The 16,228-nt window shown below is 72.2% G+C and carries 14 protein-coding genes and 1 pseudogene; 9 read left to right on the top strand and 6 right to left on the bottom strand.

The window, feature by feature from the left end; all coding sequences use genetic code 11:
• Positions 1–139: 139 nt before the first annotated feature.
• Both ACF07B_RS38950 and ACF07B_RS38945 read right to left on the bottom strand, forming a co-directional pair.
• Positions 140–988: an ABC transporter permease gene (locus ACF07B_RS38950; RefSeq protein WP_392182391.1), complete on the bottom strand. Its 849-nt coding sequence runs from the start codon at positions 986–988 to the stop codon at positions 140–142.
• Positions 985–1,920 (bottom strand): ATP-binding cassette domain-containing protein, encoded by a 936-nt coding sequence (locus ACF07B_RS38945; protein ID WP_369483195.1) that lies wholly within the window; start codon positions 1,918–1,920, stop codon positions 985–987. Before ACF07B_RS38945 ends, ACF07B_RS38950 begins: the two co-directional genes overlap by 4 nt.
• 266 nt (positions 1,921–2,186) lie before the next feature.
• On the opposite strand from ACF07B_RS38945, the gene ACF07B_RS38940 reads away from it, so the two are divergent.
• The 9 genes and pseudogenes from ACF07B_RS38940 (at position 2,187) to ACF07B_RS38900 (ending at position 11,975) form a co-directional block, all read left to right on the top strand.
• A complete protein-coding gene (locus ACF07B_RS38940) occupies positions 2,187–2,807 on the top strand; it encodes a TetR/AcrR family transcriptional regulator (protein ID WP_392182390.1) in 621 nt (206 codons plus the stop codon).
• A complete protein-coding gene (locus ACF07B_RS38935) occupies positions 2,804–3,571 on the top strand; it encodes a hypothetical protein (protein WP_369483193.1) in 768 nt (255 codons plus the stop codon). Before ACF07B_RS38940 ends, ACF07B_RS38935 begins: the two co-directional genes overlap by 4 nt.
• A 192-nt stretch (positions 3,572–3,763) precedes the next feature.
• A complete protein-coding gene (locus ACF07B_RS38930; protein ID WP_392182389.1) occupies positions 3,764–5,944 on the top strand; it encodes an MMPL family transporter in 2,181 nt (726 codons plus the stop codon).
• Positions 5,945–6,103: 159 nt separating this feature from the next.
• Positions 6,104–6,937 carry a PP2C family protein-serine/threonine phosphatase gene (locus ACF07B_RS38925; RefSeq protein ID WP_392182388.1) on the top strand — a complete coding sequence of 278 codons (834 nt, stop codon included), beginning with the start codon at positions 6,104–6,106 and terminating at the stop codon, positions 6,935–6,937.
• A 57-nt stretch (positions 6,938–6,994) separates the two neighbouring features.
• Positions 6,995–7,990: an MASE1 domain-containing protein gene (locus ACF07B_RS38920; RefSeq protein WP_392182387.1), complete on the top strand. Its 996-nt coding sequence runs from the start codon at positions 6,995–6,997 to the stop codon at positions 7,988–7,990.
• 100 nt (positions 7,991–8,090) lie between these two features.
• Positions 8,091–9,731, top strand: coding sequence for a phosphoglucomutase (alpha-D-glucose-1,6-bisphosphate-dependent) (pgm, locus tag ACF07B_RS38915; RefSeq protein ID WP_392182386.1), 1,641 nt, complete (start codon positions 8,091–8,093; stop codon positions 9,729–9,731).
• A gap of 246 nt (positions 9,732–9,977) precedes the next feature.
• A pseudogene (locus ACF07B_RS38910) lies at positions 9,978–10,262 on the top strand (hypothetical protein); the annotation flags it as partial.
• A 54-nt stretch (positions 10,263–10,316) separates the two neighbouring features.
• Positions 10,317–10,787 (top strand): DUF5990 family protein, encoded by a 471-nt coding sequence (locus tag ACF07B_RS38905; RefSeq protein WP_392182385.1) that lies wholly within the window; start codon positions 10,317–10,319, stop codon positions 10,785–10,787.
• Positions 10,788–10,943: 156 nt separating this feature from the next.
• Complete coding sequence (locus tag ACF07B_RS38900) at positions 10,944–11,975, top strand: medium chain dehydrogenase/reductase family protein (protein ID WP_392182384.1); 1,032 nt, start codon at positions 10,944–10,946, stop codon at positions 11,973–11,975.
• A 43-nt stretch (positions 11,976–12,018) separates the two neighbouring features.
• On the opposite strand, the gene ACF07B_RS38895 is transcribed toward ACF07B_RS38900, so the two are convergent.
• The 4 genes from ACF07B_RS38895 to ACF07B_RS38880 all read right to left on the bottom strand — a co-directional run bounded on the left by ACF07B_RS38895 (position 12,019) and on the right by ACF07B_RS38880 (position 15,986).
• Positions 12,019–12,351 (bottom strand): putative quinol monooxygenase, encoded by a 333-nt coding sequence (locus ACF07B_RS38895; protein ID WP_369483185.1) that lies wholly within the window; start codon positions 12,349–12,351, stop codon positions 12,019–12,021.
• 137 nt (positions 12,352–12,488) lie between these two features.
• Complete coding sequence (locus ACF07B_RS38890; RefSeq protein ID WP_392182383.1) at positions 12,489–13,271, bottom strand: phosphatase PAP2 family protein; 783 nt, start codon at positions 13,269–13,271, stop codon at positions 12,489–12,491.
• Entirely contained in the window at positions 13,272–14,225 is a 954-nt protein-coding gene (locus ACF07B_RS38885) for a YihY/virulence factor BrkB family protein (protein WP_392182382.1), read from the bottom strand. It lies immediately after the preceding gene.
• The gene (locus tag ACF07B_RS38880; RefSeq protein WP_392182381.1) at positions 14,226–15,986 is read right to left on the bottom strand and encodes a diacylglycerol kinase family protein; all 1,761 of its coding nucleotides are present in this window, start codon (positions 15,984–15,986) and stop codon (positions 14,226–14,228) included.
• Between the last annotated feature and the right edge of the window lie 242 nt (positions 15,987–16,228).

Raw genomic sequence — 16,228 nt, 5'->3', positions numbered from 1 at the left:
CCCGTACGGGCGTGACCGCGGGTCCTTCGCGGTGCCCGTGCCGGGTGCCGGGGACCGGACGGCACGGCCCCCGACCGGGTGATCCGGCCGGGGCGCCGTGCCGGCCGCGATGCGTCGGGCGGGTGGCCGGTGCGGTGTGTCAGGCGTCCGTGCGGACGAGACGACAGGCGGCGCCCGCCAGCGCGAGCACGGTCCAGCCGAGGAAGACCACCAGCCCGGCGGCGGGTGACAGCGAGGTCGTGTCATGGGTCAGGGCGAACATCGACTCGCCCGCATTGCTCGGCAGGTACGGGCTGATGTCGTCCTGCCACGAACTGGGCAGCAGCGAGATCAGGCCGGGCACCAGCATCAGCGAGGCGACCAGGACCGAGATGCCGCCGGCGACCGAGCGGAGCAGAGCGCCCAGCGCGGTGCCGATCACGCCGACCAGACCGAGGTAGAGGCCCGCGCCCAGCAGGCCGCGGACCACGCCCGGGTGGGACAGCGTGAGGGCCGCGGGCGTGCCCGAGACCAGGCCGCTGTCGATCGTGAACGCGACGAAGACGCCGACGGTGGCGACGACCAGGGCGACCAGGCCGAACACCGAGGCCTTGGCCCACAGGACCGGCAGCCGGCGCGGTACGGCGGCCAGCGTGGAGCGGATCATGCCCGTCGAGTACTCGCCCGCGGTGATCAGGACGCCCAGCACACCGAGGGCGAGCTGCGCGAAGTTCGTACCGAAGACCGAGAGGCTGAGCGCGGTGGCCGCGACGTCGTCGCGGTGCAGGGGGCGGCCGGAGTTCAGCTCGGACTTGTAGTGCGCGGCGGCGATCACGCCGAACGCTACGAGGAAGAGCAGTCCGAGGCCGAGGGTGATCCAGGTGGAGCGCAGGGACCACAGCTTGGCCCACTCCGAGCGCAGCACCCGGCGCCCGGTGACCTTGTACGCCGGACGTGCCGCTCGTGCGGGCCCGGTCGCGGGGCTGTCGGTGACGGTGACGGTACTCATGCCGCTCTCCCGGGGGTCTCGACGGTGGCGCCGGCCTGGTACTCCACGGCGTCGCGGGTGAGTTCCATGAACGCCTCTTCGAGGGAGACGGTCCGGGAGGCGAGCTCGAACAGCGCGATGCCGTGCTCGGCGGCCTTGAGACCGATCTCCCGCGCGGACAGCCCCGTGACCTGGAGCTTCTCGGAACCGGCCGCGCCGGCGATCTCGACTCCGGGGCCGGCCAGCACCTCGCGCAGCCGGGCCGTCCGTTCGGACGCCACGGTGACGGTGTCACCGCCGGCCCGCTGGACCAGCTCCCGCACGGTGGTGTCCGCCAGCAGACGTCCCCGTCCCACGACGATCAGGTGGTCGGCGACCAGCGCCATCTCGCTCATCAGATGGGAGGAGACGAAGACCGTACGGCCGTCCGCCGCGAGCCCGGTCAGCAGGTTGCGGATCCACAGCACGCCCTCGGGGTCCAGTCCGTTGACCGGTTCGTCGAGCATGATCGTGGCCGGGTCGCCGAGGAGAGCCGCGGCGATGCCGAGGCGCTGGCCCATGCCGAGGGAGAAGGCGCCCGCGCGCTTCCTGGCCACGGACCGCAGACCCGTCTGTTCGATGACCTCCTCCACCCGGCGGCGCGGAATGCCGTGAGTGTGGGCCTGGGCCATGAGGTGGTCGAAGGCGGAACGGCCGGGGTGGATCGACCTGGCCTCCAGCAGCGCGCCGACCTCCTGGAGCGGGGCGGTGTGCTCCGCGTAGTGCTTGCCGTTGACCGTGACGCTGCCGCCGGACGGGGCGTCGAGACCGACGATCATGCGCATGGTGGTGGACTTGCCCGCGCCGTTGGGGCCCAGGAAGCCGGTGACGGTGCCGGGCTTCACGACGAAGTCCAGCCGGTCCACCGCCGTCTTCTCCCCGTACCGCTTCGTCAGCTGATGTGCCTCGATCATCGATGGTCCCTTGCTTTCGGGGGCAGGCCCCCCACCTGACTGCTGCTCACCCACCACGCTAGAAGCCCGCGGTCCCGGATCCGTGGTACCGGAGAGCCCGGTCGGGGCAGGCGCGTAGTACCGCGGTATCACTGCGGCTACGGCTCGCGGATGACAGGACACGGGCGGCGCGCCCGCCGGGCTCCGGTGGACGCCCAGATCCCGCGCCCGCCGAAATGGCAGGGCTGACAATTGACAGACCCGGCGCCGGTGGTGAGGGTGTCACCATGCCAGAGAGAACCGAAAGGCCCGGTCTGCGCGAGCGGAAGAAGGAAGAGACCCGGCGCGGACTGCGCGAGGCCGCCGGACGGCTCTTCGCGGAGCACGGTTTCGCGCAGACGACCGTGGCCGGCATCGCCGCGGAGGCGAACGTGTCGGAACGGACGTTCTTCCGCTACTTCGACAGCAAGGAAGCCCTGCTTCTCCCGGACGGGATCGAGCTCTTCGCGCGCATAGAGGAAGCCTTCCTGGCGCGGCCCGACAGCGACACCCCGCTCGAAGCGGCCTGCGGAGCCATCACCGACGCGGTCGCCTACTTCGCCACCAGCAGCCTGACCGCGCTCGCCCATCCGCTCGGCGAGATCCGCGAACAGGCGCGCGAGGGACTGTCCCGGCAGTTCCAGCAGTTCGAGGCACGTCTGACCGCACTCGTCCTGGAGCGCCTTCCGGAGGGGGCTCCGGACGCAGACCTCCAGGCCGCCGTGATCGCCAACTGCGCGCTCTCGGCCGCGCGCGCCGTCCTGCGGACCCTGCGCGACCGCCGTACGGCGGGCGTGCCCGTGGAACCCGACCGTCTGCTCCCGCAGGCGTTCACCTTTCTGACCATGATCGGAGCAACCCCCTCGTGAACCGTCGCCGTCGTCTCGCCGTCACCGCCGGATGTCTGACCGCCGTGATCGCGGCAGCCGTGACCACCGACCTCGTGGTGGAGCACAAGGTGCGGGGCCGGGTCGCGGAGAGCGCCGAGTGCCGTCTCGGCACGACCAAGGGGGTGCGGGTCGACCTCGACGACACCCTGGCCGGACTCAAGGCGCTCACCGGCACGGTCGGCGCCGTCCATGTCAGCGCCGAGGGAGTGCGCCGCCAGGGCACCGACATGGACGTCGACGCGCACCTGCGCGACGTGTCGACCGGCGGTGCCACCTCGGGCGGAACCGCCACCGCCACCATCGCCTACGACGCGTTGGACCGGAGCGCCGGTGTACGGGAAAGTGCCGGCGCCGACGGGCTGAGGACGGGAACCGACGGCAGGCGCCTGACCCTCACGGGCGCCGCGGGCGGTTCCGGGCTGCCCGTCACGGTCGTCACCACGCTGTCCACCACGTCCCACAGCCTGACCATCACCCCCGCGAGCGTCCTGGCCCTCGGCCGCGAGATACCGGTGGCGGCGCTCTCCGCGCTGCCGGGCGGCTCGGGGCTCGCCGGCAGGCTCAAGCCGCGCACCATCGACATTCCGGAGCTCCCCCGGGGCACCGCACTCGTCGGAGCCCACGCCGAGAGCGCCGGTCTCGTCCTGGACTTCAAGGTGGCTCCCACCGGTGCGGAGCGGGCGGTGAGGACGGCGAGCGCGGCGTCCGGGTGCGCGTCCGGGCGGGCGCAGGCCGACAGCTGACCCGCGGCCGCGTGGTCCGTCCGCGATGCCCTGGACCTCTTTTCGCGCCGCGCCGCGCCGCGTGGTCCCGTCCGCGAGGCGCGGGTCAAGGTCCAGGGCAGGGGATGCCAGAAAATGGCATGGATGACAATTGACGGCACTGTCACCTTCCCGGTTTAGTTGTGGCAGCCCTGTCACTTCTCTGGAGGCGCGGTGTCCCTTCCTCCTGCCCCCCTGTCCCTGGCGCCTCTTCCCGTCACGCCCCGGCCGTCCGCCCTGCACCGCACAGGCACCTTCTGTGCCCGGCGTCCCGTGTGGGTGATCACCGCCTGGCTGCTGGTGCTGGCCGCCGCGTTCGCGGGCCGGCACGCGGTCGGCGCGACCTTCGGCGACGAGGTGAGCCTTCCCGGCAGCGGGACGGCCATCGGCGCCGGCCTGCTGGAGAAGTCCGACCCGACGGCGGGCGCGGCCGGCGGGAAGGTCGTGTTCCACACGGACTCGGGCACGGTGTCCGACCACGCCGCCGCACTGGAGGCGACACTTCGGCGCTTGACCAGGCTGCCCCGTGTCACCGCCGTCGCCGCACCGGTGACCAGCACCGACGGCGCGACCGCGTACACCGCCGTGTCCTTCGACCGCAAGCTCAAGTCCCTCGGCCACGGCTACACCGAGCGGCTCGACGAGGCGACGGCTCCCGCCAGGGACGCCGGGATCGGTGTCGGCTACGGAGGGGACCTGCACGACATCGTGCGCGCCCCCGCCGACGACGCCGCCGCCGAGGCCACCGGTGTCGGCGCCGCGCTGATCGTGCTGCTGCTCGCCTTCGGCAGCGTCGCCGCCGCCCTCATGCCTCTGCTCACCGCCCTGATCAGCGTCGGCGTCGGCCTCGGCGTGGTCGGCATCGTGGCCGGCACGCTCACGTTCGCCACCTCGGCGCCGACCCTGGCCACGATGATCGGGCTCGGCGTGGGCATCGACTACGCGCTCTTCCTGATCACGCGGTTCCGTCAGTACGTGATCGACGGGGACGACCCCCGCACGGCGGTCGGCCGCACGACCGCCGTCAGCGGGAAGGCGGTCCTGGTCGCCGCCGGCACCGTGGCCGTGGCCCTGCTCAGCCTGTACGCCTGCGGACTCACGATGATCGGGCGGCTGGGGCTGGCCGCCACCGTCGCGGTGGTCGTCACGGCGGCCGCGGCGCTCACGCTGGTGCCCGCGGCGATGGGGCTCGTGGGCTCCCGCGTCGACGTACTCCGTGTCCGCCGCACGCCCGTCGCCGAGAGTTCCGGGGACCACGACGGATGGCACCGTTACGCACGCCTGGTCGCCCGCCACCCGTGGAGGTTCCTCTCCGCCGGACTCGCCCTCGTCGCCCTCTGCGCGATACCGCTGTTCTCGATGCGTCTCGGACACATCGACGACGGTGCGGATCCGGTGGGCAGCACCACCCGCGACGCCTACGACTGGACGGCCCATGCCGACGGTCCGGGATTCGGGCCGGGCGTCAACGGCTCGTTCACCCTGGTCGTCGACCTCGCCCACGCGACCGTGTCCTCCGACCGGATCGCGGACCGGGTCACCGACGGACTGAGCGGGACGGACGGGGTCGCCCGCGTCGCGCCACCGCGCCCCAGCCCGGACGGCAAGGTCCTCGTCACCACCGTAGTCCCCGCCACCGGACCTCAATCGGCCGGCACGGCGGCCCTGTTCGACACGCTCACCGGCACCGCCGTGCCCGCCGCGCTCGAAGGCACCGGCGCGACGGGGTACTTGACCGGCAGCACCGCGGGTCATCTCGAGTTCCGCGACACCGTCACCGAACGCCTGCCGCTCATCATCGGCATCGTGCTGGTCTCCGCGTTCCTGCTGCTCACGGTCGTCTTCCGCAGCCTGGTCATCCCCCTCAAGGCGGTCGCCCTGAACCTGCTCACGACCGGTGCGTCGTACGGCGTCCTGGTCGCCGTCTTCCAGTGGGGCTGGGGCGACGGCCTGCTCGGCCTGAGCGAGTCCGTGCCGATCGAGTCCTACGTCCCGATGATGATGTTCGCCATCGTCTTCGGCCTGTCGATGGACTACGAGATCTTCCTGCTCTCGCGCATCGCCGAGGAATGGCACGCGACCCAGGACAACGAGCGGTCGGTCGGCACCGGACTCGCCCTCACCGGACGGGTCATCACCTGCGCCGCGTTCATCATGACGGCCGTGTTCCTGTCCTTCACCGGCTCCCCGGCCGTCGTGGTGAAGATGCTCGCCCTCGGCCTCGCCGTCAGCGTCGTCCTCGACGCCACCGTCATCCGCCTGGTCCTGATGCCGTCGCTCATGTTCCTGATGGGGCGGGCCAACTGGTGGCTGCCGGGATGGCTGGACCGACGCCTGCCCCGCGCGACCGTCTGATCCGGAACGACGGCCCGCGGTGCCCGCGCCTCGGACCGGGAGCCGGACCGCTCCGCCGGGAAGCGCCGATGTCGGGTCGTGCCAGTGCGGCCGTTATCATCCGATAGTGTCGTTTTCTTAATATTTCTTTCCTGTGTGGCTTTTCCTCCGGGGTGGCCGATGTCCCGCAAGCTGCCGACGGGCGACGACGACGAGCTGCTCGCCAGGCTCGGATCGCTGACCGCCCAGGCACGTGAACGCGCGGAGTTCCAGCGCTCACAGGTCGAACTGGCCATCGCGCTGCAACGCGGCATGCTTCCGGGGGACCTGCCCTCCGCCCCGGGTTTCGACGTGGCCGTCCAGTACGCGCCCGCCTGCTACGGCCTCAACGTGGGCGGGGACTGGTACGACGCCTTCAGACTGCCCGACGGGCGCATCGGCCTGTCCATAGGCGACGTGCAGGGCCACAACATCGAGGCCGCCGCGTTCATGGGGCAGGTCAGGGTCGGCCTGCGCGCCCTCGCCTCCGTCACCAGCGAGCCCGGGGAACTGCTCGCCCGGACCAACGACCTCATTCTGTCCATCGGCTCCGACCTCTTCGCGACCTGCACCTTCATGCGGCTCGACCCGGTCACCGGCATGCTGGAGAGCGCGCGGGCCGGGCACATACCCTGCGTCTGGGCGTCGGCGGACGGGAAGTCCGGCATCACCGAGGACGAAGGCGGGCCGCCCCTCGGCGTCGAGGCCGGGACGCGGTACCCGGTGACCCGGCACCGCCTCACCACCGGCGGAGTCTTCGTCCTGCTGACCGACGGTGTCGTCGAGGGCCCGTCGATGAACGTGGACGAGGGTCTCGACCAGGTCGTACGGCTCGCCGGAGTCGCCGCCGTCGCGGGTCTGTCGGCCGGTTCGCTGGCCGCCGCGGTCATCAAGGGCGCCGAGCGTGTGGGCCACGAGGACGACGCGGCCGTACTCGTCGTCCGCCACGGCGCACCCGCGGCCCGGTTCCGGTGAAGCGGCCGTCGTCCGGTTCGCCTCGCCGACGGGGCCCCGACGGTGTCTGATGACTCTGTGGTGGCTGCACAGAAGATGCGCCGACCGGCCGTCGTCGCGCTTCAGACCCTGGGGATCGCCGCCTGCTACTACGGAGCAGGACGGCTGGGACTCATGCGGCGGCTCACTGTCGAAGGAGCGGTGTTCACACCCATCTGGCCGCCCACCGGCGTGGCCGTCGCCGCCCTGCTGCTCCTGGGGATCCGGGCGTGGCTCGGGATCGCGATCGGGGCCCTCCTGGTCGTCCTGTCCCTCTCCTCGTTCACCTCGCTCCAGCTCTCCGCGGCAGGCATCGTCGCGGGCAACACCGTTGCTCCGGTCTGCGCCTACCTCCTGTTGCGCGCCGTCCACTTCCGCGCCGATCTCAGCCGGTTCCGCGACGGTCTCGCCCTGGTGTTCCTGGCGGCCCTGGGCGCCATGACGATCAGCGCGACCGTGGACGTCGGCCTGCTGGTGGTCACGGACAAACTCGCCCTGGGCGACTTCTGGCCGGTCTGGCTGGCCTGGTGGGTGGGCGACGCGATGGGCGTCCTGATCGTCACCCCGGTCATCCTGATGCTGTACGCCCTGCGAGCCCCGCTGAGACTGACCCGGTGGAAGGAGGCCGCCGTGATCCTCGTCGCGGCCGCCGTCATGGTGCCGGTCGCCACCCGCAGTTCCATCAGCATGCTGTTCCTGATCTATCCGCTGCTGATCTGGGCGGCCCTGCGATTCGAGCTCCCGGGCAGTGTGGTGTGCGCCCTGTTCGCCTCGGTCATGGCCACCGTCGCGGCCACGCAGGAGGTGGGCCCGTTCTACCGGCTGAGCCACACCGAGGTCATGATCAAGCTCCAGGCCTTCAACGGAACCATGGCCCTGACGGCCCTCCTCCTGTCCGCCGTCATCACCGAACAGCGCAACACCAGACGCTCCGTGGAACGGGCCTGCCAGGAACTGGTGGAGGTCCTCGAACACCTGACCGCAGGGAATCCCTCGCCCCGACCGCCTCCCCTGGAGGAGGACGGCCACGCCTGACGGCGGCACGGTTGCGTCGTCCGGCCCGGTGCCGCCGTCGGGCCCGGTGGGGAAAGATGAGACCACCAGCGAAGAACCACCGATGCGGAGGTGCGGGCACATGCAGCACGAGCGAGCGGGCCGTCCGGCCGGTCCCGAGGATCTCGTCGACGTGGCCCGGTTGGTCACCGCGTACTACGCGCTCCACCCCGACCCGGCCGAACCCGGCCAGCGCGTCTCCTTCGGCACGTCCGGACACCGCGGTTCGTCCCTGGCGACCGCGTTCAACGAGGACCACATCGCCGCGACGAGCCAGGCCATCTGCGAGTACCGCGACGGCCGGGGCATCGACGGCCCGCTCTTCCTGGGCATCGACAGCCACGCGCTCTCGGAACCCGCGAAGGTCACCGCCCTGGAGGTGTTCGCGGCCAACGACGTGACCGTGCTCCTCGACAGCGCGGACGGCTACACACCCACCCCGGCGGTGTCGCACGCCATCCTCACGCACAACCGCGGCCGCTCCAAGGGCCTCGCGGACGGTGTGGTGGTCACCCCTTCCCACAATCCGCCCGCCGACGGCGGCTTCAAGTACAACCCGCCGAACGGAGGCCCGGCGGGCTCCGAGGCGACCTCCTGGATCCAGGACCGGGCCAACGAACTCATCAGGGACGGCCTCAAGGACGTACGCCGCATCCCCTACGCCAGAGCGCTCGCCGCTCCCGGCACCGGTCGCCACGACTTCCTCGGCACCTATGTGGCCGATCTGCCGCAGGTGCTGGACCTGGACGCGATCCGCACGGCCGGGGTCCGCATCGGCGCCGACCCGCTGGGCGGGGCCTCGGTCGCCTACTGGGGCCGTATCGCCGAGCAGCACGCGCTCGATCTGACCGTCGTCAACCCGCTCACCGATCCCACCTGGCGGTTCATGACGCTGGACTGGGACGGCAAGATCCGGATGGACTGCTCCTCGCCGTACGCGATGGCCTCCCTCATCGAGCGGCGCGACCGTTTCCAGATCTCGACGGGCAACGACGCCGACGCCGACCGCCACGGGATCGTCACCCCGGACGGCGGCCTCATGAACCCCAACCACTATCTCGCCGCCGCCATCGCCTACCTCTACTCCCACCGCGAGCGGTGGCCGGCCGGGACGGGGATCGGCAAGACCCTGGTGTCCTCCGGAATGATCGACCGGGTCGCCGCCGATCTCGGCCGCCGGCTGGTCGAGGTGCCCGTCGGATTCAAATGGTTCGTGGACGGGTTGGTCGACGGCTCGCTCGGGTTCGGCGGGGAGGAGTCGGCGGGCGCCTCCTTCCTGCGCCGTGACGGCTCGGTGTGGACCACCGACAAGGACGGCATCATCCTGGCCCTGCTCGCCTCGGAGATCACGGGAGTCACCGGGAAGACGCCCTCCGAGCACTACGCCGGACTCACCTCGCGCTTCGGGGAGCCCGCCTACGAGCGCATCGACGCCCCGGCGTCGCGGGAGGAGAAGGCCCTCCTCGCCAAGCTGTCGCCCGCGCAGATCACGACCGACGCGCTCGCCGGGGAGGCCGTCACCGCGGTGCTCACCGAGGCGCCGGGCAACGGCGCGCCCATCGGCGGCATCAAGGTGACCACCGAGAACGCCTGGTTCGCGGCCCGTCCGTCGGGCACGGAGGACGTCTACAAGATCTACGCGGAGTCGTTCCTCGGAACCGATCACCTGCGCCGGGTGCAGGACGAGGCGAGGGCGGTGGTCTCGGCGGCCCTGTCCGGCTGACACCACGCTTCGGGCCGAAGGCGCCGTGGCCACCGCGACGCCTTCGGGCCCAGGGCGCCGTGGGTCACCGCGGCACGGCGCCCTCAGCCGTACATCGCCACCCGGTACAGGGCCGCGAGGGCCTCGTCGATGGGACGGGGCTGCGGCAGGCCGGAGGAGTCGAGCCTGTCGGCGAGGCCGCTGGTGTGGTTGAGCAGCATGCGGACCGTGATCGCCTCGCCGCGTCCGCCGGGAACCAGCGCCGGACGGATCGCGGTCCTCGTCTCCGCGCTGATCGCGTCCGAGGCCGGGGTCCGCACGGTGAGCCCCGAAGAGCGTGAACAGGGCCTGGAGCTGTTCCGCGTGGCGGTGCTCGGCGCCGACCCCGAGCGCTTCCCGGCGCTGGCCCCCTTCGCCCGTGACCTCCGCCCGCTCGGGACGGACCGCCGCGCCGAGTTCGAGGAGATCCTCACCGCCCAGCTCGACCAGATCGAAGCCGCGGTCCGTCCGGGCCGGCATCCGCTCGGTCCGCGGGAGCCGGCCGACGGCTGAGCCGCCGCGGGCGTGGCCGGTACCCCCGGGCGATTCGGCGGCATGATGGCCCGTATGCACATCCGTATCGACGCCGTCGACCTCCCCGGCCTCCGTTGCCCGGCCCCCGAAGGCCGCGGCACCGTCCCGGCGTACGACAACATCCACGTGGCGGTGCAACGCCGTGACCGTCCGGCCGAACTGCTCGATCCGCAGCCGGGCGACGGCACCTTCGCGACCTGGACCCTCCCGTGCACGGCCGCGCCCTCGCCGACGGGGATCGAACTGAAGGGCCCCTACGTGCAGGACCGGCTGGGGCACCGGTTCATCTATCTGTCGTGGGGCACGGTCGACGGGGCGGGCGTCTTCAGCATGTTCCGCCGCGCCAAGCTCATGCTCGACGCGGTCCCCGCGGAGGTGCTCGACGCGGCAGCGCGCGAGGGTCTCCTCGTCGGGCGGCTGGGGCTGACCGACGCGCTCGGAGGCCCGCGGTGCGCCCGTGTCGCGCCGCCGGACATCGAGTGGACGGCCGAATCGCCCGGGTGATCTCCGCGCGCACCCGAGGTGGTGGCGCGCCCGACGGGTCCGGCGGCTCTCCGAGTTAGAACCTCTAACGAAAACTCTTGACGCTCACACTCCTTCGTTATAGCTTCTAACTAAAGCGATAGCAGATAACTCGCACGGAGCGCAGTGGAGGTCGTCATGAACGCCGAAGGACTCGTCGAGGTCGTCCTGCCGGGCAAGGTGGAGCCGGAGGGGCTGGAGATCCGGCACGGCGCCGTGCCGGTCGCGGGCCCCGGCCAGGTCGTCGTACGGATGGAGGCGACCGGCGTCTCCTTCGCCGAACAGCAGATGCGCCGCGGGCGGTACTACGACCAGCCGCCGTTCCCCTTCGTTCCCGGCTACGACCTGGTCGGCACGGTTCTCACCACGGGCGACGGCGTCGACCCGGGCCTGACCGGCACCCGGGTCGCCGCGCTGGTCAAGGTCGGCGGCTGGGCCAGTCATGTGCGGGTGGAGGCGGCCGACGTCGTCCCGGTGCCCGACGGCATCGGGGCGGCCGAGGCGGAGACCGTGGTCGTCAACGGCATCACGGCCTGGCAGATGCTGCACCGCAAGGCACGGATCGGCGCGGGCCGGACCGTTCTCGTGCACGGCGCCAACGGCGGCGTCGGTTCGGTCCTGGTCCAGCTCGCCCGCGCCGCCGGCGCCCAGGTGATCGGTACGGCCTCGGCACGTCACCACGACTCCCTGCGCGAACAGGGCGTCACCCCCGTCGACTACCGCACCGAGGACGTCGCGGCGCGCGTCCGCGAGCTCGCGCCCGGCGGGGTCGACGCCGTGTTCGACCATGTCGGCGGTCGCAGCGCCGTCGACTCGTGGCGCCTGCTGGCTCCCGGCGGCACGCTCGTCTCGTACGGCAGCGCCTCCACCCGGGACGACACGGGGTCCAAGCAGTGGCCCGTGCTCAAGCTGCTCGGCCGTGTCTGGCTGTGGAACGCCCTGCCCAACGGCCGCCACGCGTACTTCTTCAACATCTGGGCCGGGCGCGCCCTGTCCCGGACCCGGTTCCGCGCCCGGCTGCGCGCCGACCTCACCCAGGTCTTCGGCGCCCTCCAGCGCGGTGAGGTCACCGCCCGGATCGCCGCGCAGCTGCCGCTCAGCGAGGCCGCCGCGGCCCTGCGCCTGGCGGAGTCCGGCACCGTCGCCGGAAAGGTCGTCCTCAATCCGTAGGCCGGGACCGCCGCTCGGAGCCGCGGCGGCCGTCGGGCAGGCCCTAAGACGGCTCCTCGACGGTCATCTCGCCCAGGAGGGACCAGTCGTCCTGGGGGATCTTCATGTTCACGATGCGCGGTGTCGTGGTCAGGTGGCGAGGCAGGGCCTGCTGGGCCGCCTTGAAGTGCGCGGACTGGACGTGCGACGCCCCGGCCTCGTCGTCCCGGAAGGCCTCGACCAGGACGTACTCCGTCGGATCGTCGAGACTCCGGGACCAGTCGAACCACAGGCAGCCGGGCTCGGCGCGGGTGGCCGCCGTGAAGTCGGCCGTGATCTCCGGCCACTTCTCCGCGTCCTCGGGGCGGACGCTGAACTTGACGGTGATGAAGATCATGAGGGCTCCTCGGATCGGTGTCGAGCCATTCTGTGCCGTCCCCGGCAGGTGAACACCAGGGACCTGTGGGCCGATCGGCGGAACCTCCCCGCGCCGTGGCGCGATGCTCCGGCAGGACCTGGTCGTACGACCGCCCGTCACCTGACTCCCGGGGCCTCGGCTTCGGGCCGCTCCTCGGTGAGTTCGGGTTCCAGACCTTCCCCGATGTCGGCGTGGGGCCTGCCCGTGTCGGCCCGCCAGGCCTCGAACGCCCAGGCGGTGAGGGCGACGACGGTCAGACCGAGCAGCCAGCCGCCCAGCACATCACTGAACCAGTGAACGCCCAGCGCGACGCGGGTGAAGCCGACGCCGACGACCGAGACCACGGCGGCCACCCAGCACAGCGCGCGCCAGGAGCGCGGCACCATGGGCAGCAGAACCAGCAGCAGGACGGCGAACGAGGTGGTGGCGGTCATCGCGTGGCCCGAGGGGAAGGAGAACCCGGGCGCCCGGGCCACCGGATCCTCCAGCGACGGACGTGCCCGCTCGACGACCGTCTTCACCAGGAGCCCGATGAACCCGCCGGCCACCGCTGTCACCGCCGACCACGCGGCCAGACGCCAGGCCCGGCGGTACACCAGCCAGAGGGTCAGCAGCGCGACAGCCGTACGCAGGGTCACCGGATCCCAGACCCGGTCGGAGAGGAAACGCAGCGTGCCCGTCCAGGCGGGATGCTCCAGGGCGACCTCGTGCAGCCGGCGGGCAGCGCCCGCGTCCAGCCGGCGCAGGGGACGCCACTGGCCCTCGACCAGGACGAGGAGCAGGCCGAACGGCACCGCCGCGACCGCGGCCACCGCGGCCGAGCCGAGCAGCCGGGCGCCGAACCGCCGGTCGGCCACCCGGCGGCGTTCCCTCAGGTTCCGGACCGTTGTGCGCGCCATTCAGACTCCTGGGTCGGGCTGGACCGGACCGGGGCGCCGCGCGCGTGAGGCCTCCAGCTGGGCGGCGAAGGACAGTCCGAGGAACAGGGCGATCGATGTCAGGTAGGCCCACAGCAGCAGCGACATGAAGGCGCTGAGAGGGCCGTAGACCGTGTCGAAGCTGCCGCTGACCCCGAGATAGAGGCTCAACAGCCAGGTCAGCGTCGTCCACAGCACCAGGTACACGGCGGCACCGAAGGCCAGCCAGGTGTAGCCGGGCTGGCGACGACGGGGCGAGCGGCGGAAGATCGCGCTGGCCGAGATGAGGGCGAGGATCAGGCCGAAGGGCCAACGCAGGATGTCCCAGGCGGTCTTGGCGGCTCCGTCGAGGTGGTAGACCGTCACGACGGCGGACGCCAGATCGCCGCCTGCCACCATCAGGACGAAACCGAGGCCGAGCGGGATGCCCGCGCTCAGCGACATGACCAGGCCGCGCAGATACTTCCGGTGGAACACGCGGTCGCGTTCGTTCCCGTAGATCCGGTTGGCACCGCGCTCGATCTGGCACATCGCGGTGGTCACGTTGACCAGGGAGAAGGCCAGCCCGAACCACAGGGCGACCTGCCCCCCGTCGCCCGCCGTGTGCCGGCTGCGGCGCAGCGCGTCGTCCACGACCTCGGCGCTCGGGCCCGCGGCGATCCGGCGGATCGTCAGTTCGGCGACGCTGCCGATGTTCTCGGAGTGCACGACCGAGGACAGACCCACGAACGCGATGGCGAGCGGGACCAGGGCCAGGACCGTCTGGAGGGCGAGCGCACGGGAATGGCTGAACCCGTCGGCGTAGCGGAACCGGATGAACGCGTCGCGCAGCAGGGGCCAGCCGCCGTACCGGCGCAGCGACGCCAGGGCCTCGTCGGCGGAGAGTTCGTCGCCGGCCATGACATGGGTCTCCGGGACCTTCGTCGCGGTCCCCATTCACTTCTCCTGGGAGGGCAGCAGGACGGTCAGGGCGCCGGGGCGGACCTCGGCGGTGAGGCGCCGGCCGGGGCTGACCGGATCCCCGTCGAGCTCCCTGGACTGCGGCGCGTCGAAGGTGAGTTCGGCCCGCCGGAAGGTGAAGAACTCCACGGGGAGCCCGTGGTGGTCGTCGCCCTCGGCGGTGAGCGCGCGTACGGGGGACGGCCGCCGGGGTGTGGCGCGTCCGCGCAGCAGGGTCCGCAGGGCCCGCAGCCAGCCGCCGGGTCCGCGCGGGTCGAGGACCAGGAGGTCGAGCAGTCCGTCGTCGGGACGGGCGTCGGGCAGCAGGGTGACCCCGCCCTGGACGGTGCCCACGTTGGCGACGAGCACCATGCGGGCCGTGCGGCGGAATTCGGGGGATCCGTCCAGCCGGATCGTCACCCGCATACGGGGCGTGCGCAGTGTTGCGAACCCGGCCAGCGCGTAGGCGGGCCAGCCGAGGGTGGCCTTGGCGCGCGGATCGGTGTGCTCCATCATCGCGGCGTCGAGCCCGGCCCCGGCCATGGCGGCGAACCGGGTGGCGGGCAGGCCGTCGCCCTCGATGCCCGCGAGGTCGAGCCGGTGCGGAGCGCCGCCCAGCGCGGCTTCGAGCGCGGCGACGGGGGAGAGCGGCAGACCGAGATTGCGGGCCAGCAGATTGCCGGTGCCGCAGGGGACGACGGCCAGGGGAACGCCGCTGTCGGCCAGGGCGTCGGCGACCGCGCGGACCGTTCCGTCCCCGCCGCAGACGACGACGAGTGTCGCTCCCTCGCGGACCGCGCGGGCGCTCTGTCCGGCCCCGGGATCGTCCGCTGTGGTCTCCAGGAACACGGGGTCGCGGTGGCCGTGGCGTTCAAGGGTCTGCCGCAGTTCGTGACGCTGGGACTCGTCGGTCACCGTGGGGTTGAGGATCACGGCGGTCGTACCGGTCGTACCGGTCGTACCGGTCGGACGCTCGGCGACGGTCCGTGCGGAGGGGGTGCCGCCCGTGGACGGCACGGCGGTCACCGAGCGGTCGACCAGCAGGGCGCGCCCCACGATCAGCAGGGACAGCCCGCCGTTGACGAGGCCGCCCAGGACGTCCGTGGGGTGGTGCATGCCCCGGTAGAGCCTGGCAGCGCCCACGAGCAGCGGCAGGAGCAGCAGCAGTCCGGCCACGACCCTGCGCCAGGGCCCGCGGACCCGCGACAGCACGAGAACCGCCAGACCCGCGTAGAGCGCGGTCGCCGCCCCGGTGTGCCCGGAGGTGTAACTCGACGTGGGCGGCGACGCGTCGAGGCGGTCCACGTCCGGCCGGTGACGGTCCACCGACTCGGTGATGGCCAGGAAGACCAGCGACTGGAGCGAGACGGCGACGGAGAGGAAGATCGCCTGCCGCCACATCGGGAGGCGGGGTATCAGGAGCAGCCCCAGGCAGGTCAGAAGCGTGAGGGCGACGATCGTGAGGGTGTTGCCGGCCTCCGAGGCGATGGACGACACGGTGGTGAGGGTGCCCGTGCGGACCTGTTCGAGGCGCTCGTTCACGGTGTCCTCGGCCGTCAGCGGCCACCATCCGCGGGCGGGACCGGTGATCAGCAGTCCGAAGCCGACCATCGACGCCGCCTGGCACGCGGTCAGTGCGGCGATGCGGGCGGTGGTCCGGCCGGTGCCCCGGGGCAGGGCGAACGAGCGGGTGGAGCCCGCGGCTTCGGTGTGGCCGCCGGTCACGTCGGCGGCTCCGTCCGGTACGGCGGTCGGCATCGGGGACTCCCAAGGGGCAGGCGCGGTGTGGCCGGTTTCCGCCCGGGAGGCGCTTCCTCCCGGGTCCACCGCCGTTTGCCCCGGATCGCCTCGGACAGGCCTGGCACGGCGTGGATCCGGACGAAAGCCCCCGGTCGTCGCGGTCGTCCCGCCCCGGACGGAGCGATCGCGTCGCGCCGGGGGAACGGCTCCGCCCCGGGCGGAACGACCATGAGGTCGTTCCGCCCGGGGCGGTGGGTTCC

Origin of the sequence: Streptomyces sp. NPDC015532 (assembly GCF_043078065.1) — a bacterium.
Classification (GTDB): domain Bacteria; phylum Actinomycetota; class Actinomycetes; order Streptomycetales; family Streptomycetaceae; genus Streptomyces.
The sequence above is the reverse complement of the archived record's forward strand: the minus strand, read 5'-3'. Positions and strand labels throughout refer to the sequence as shown.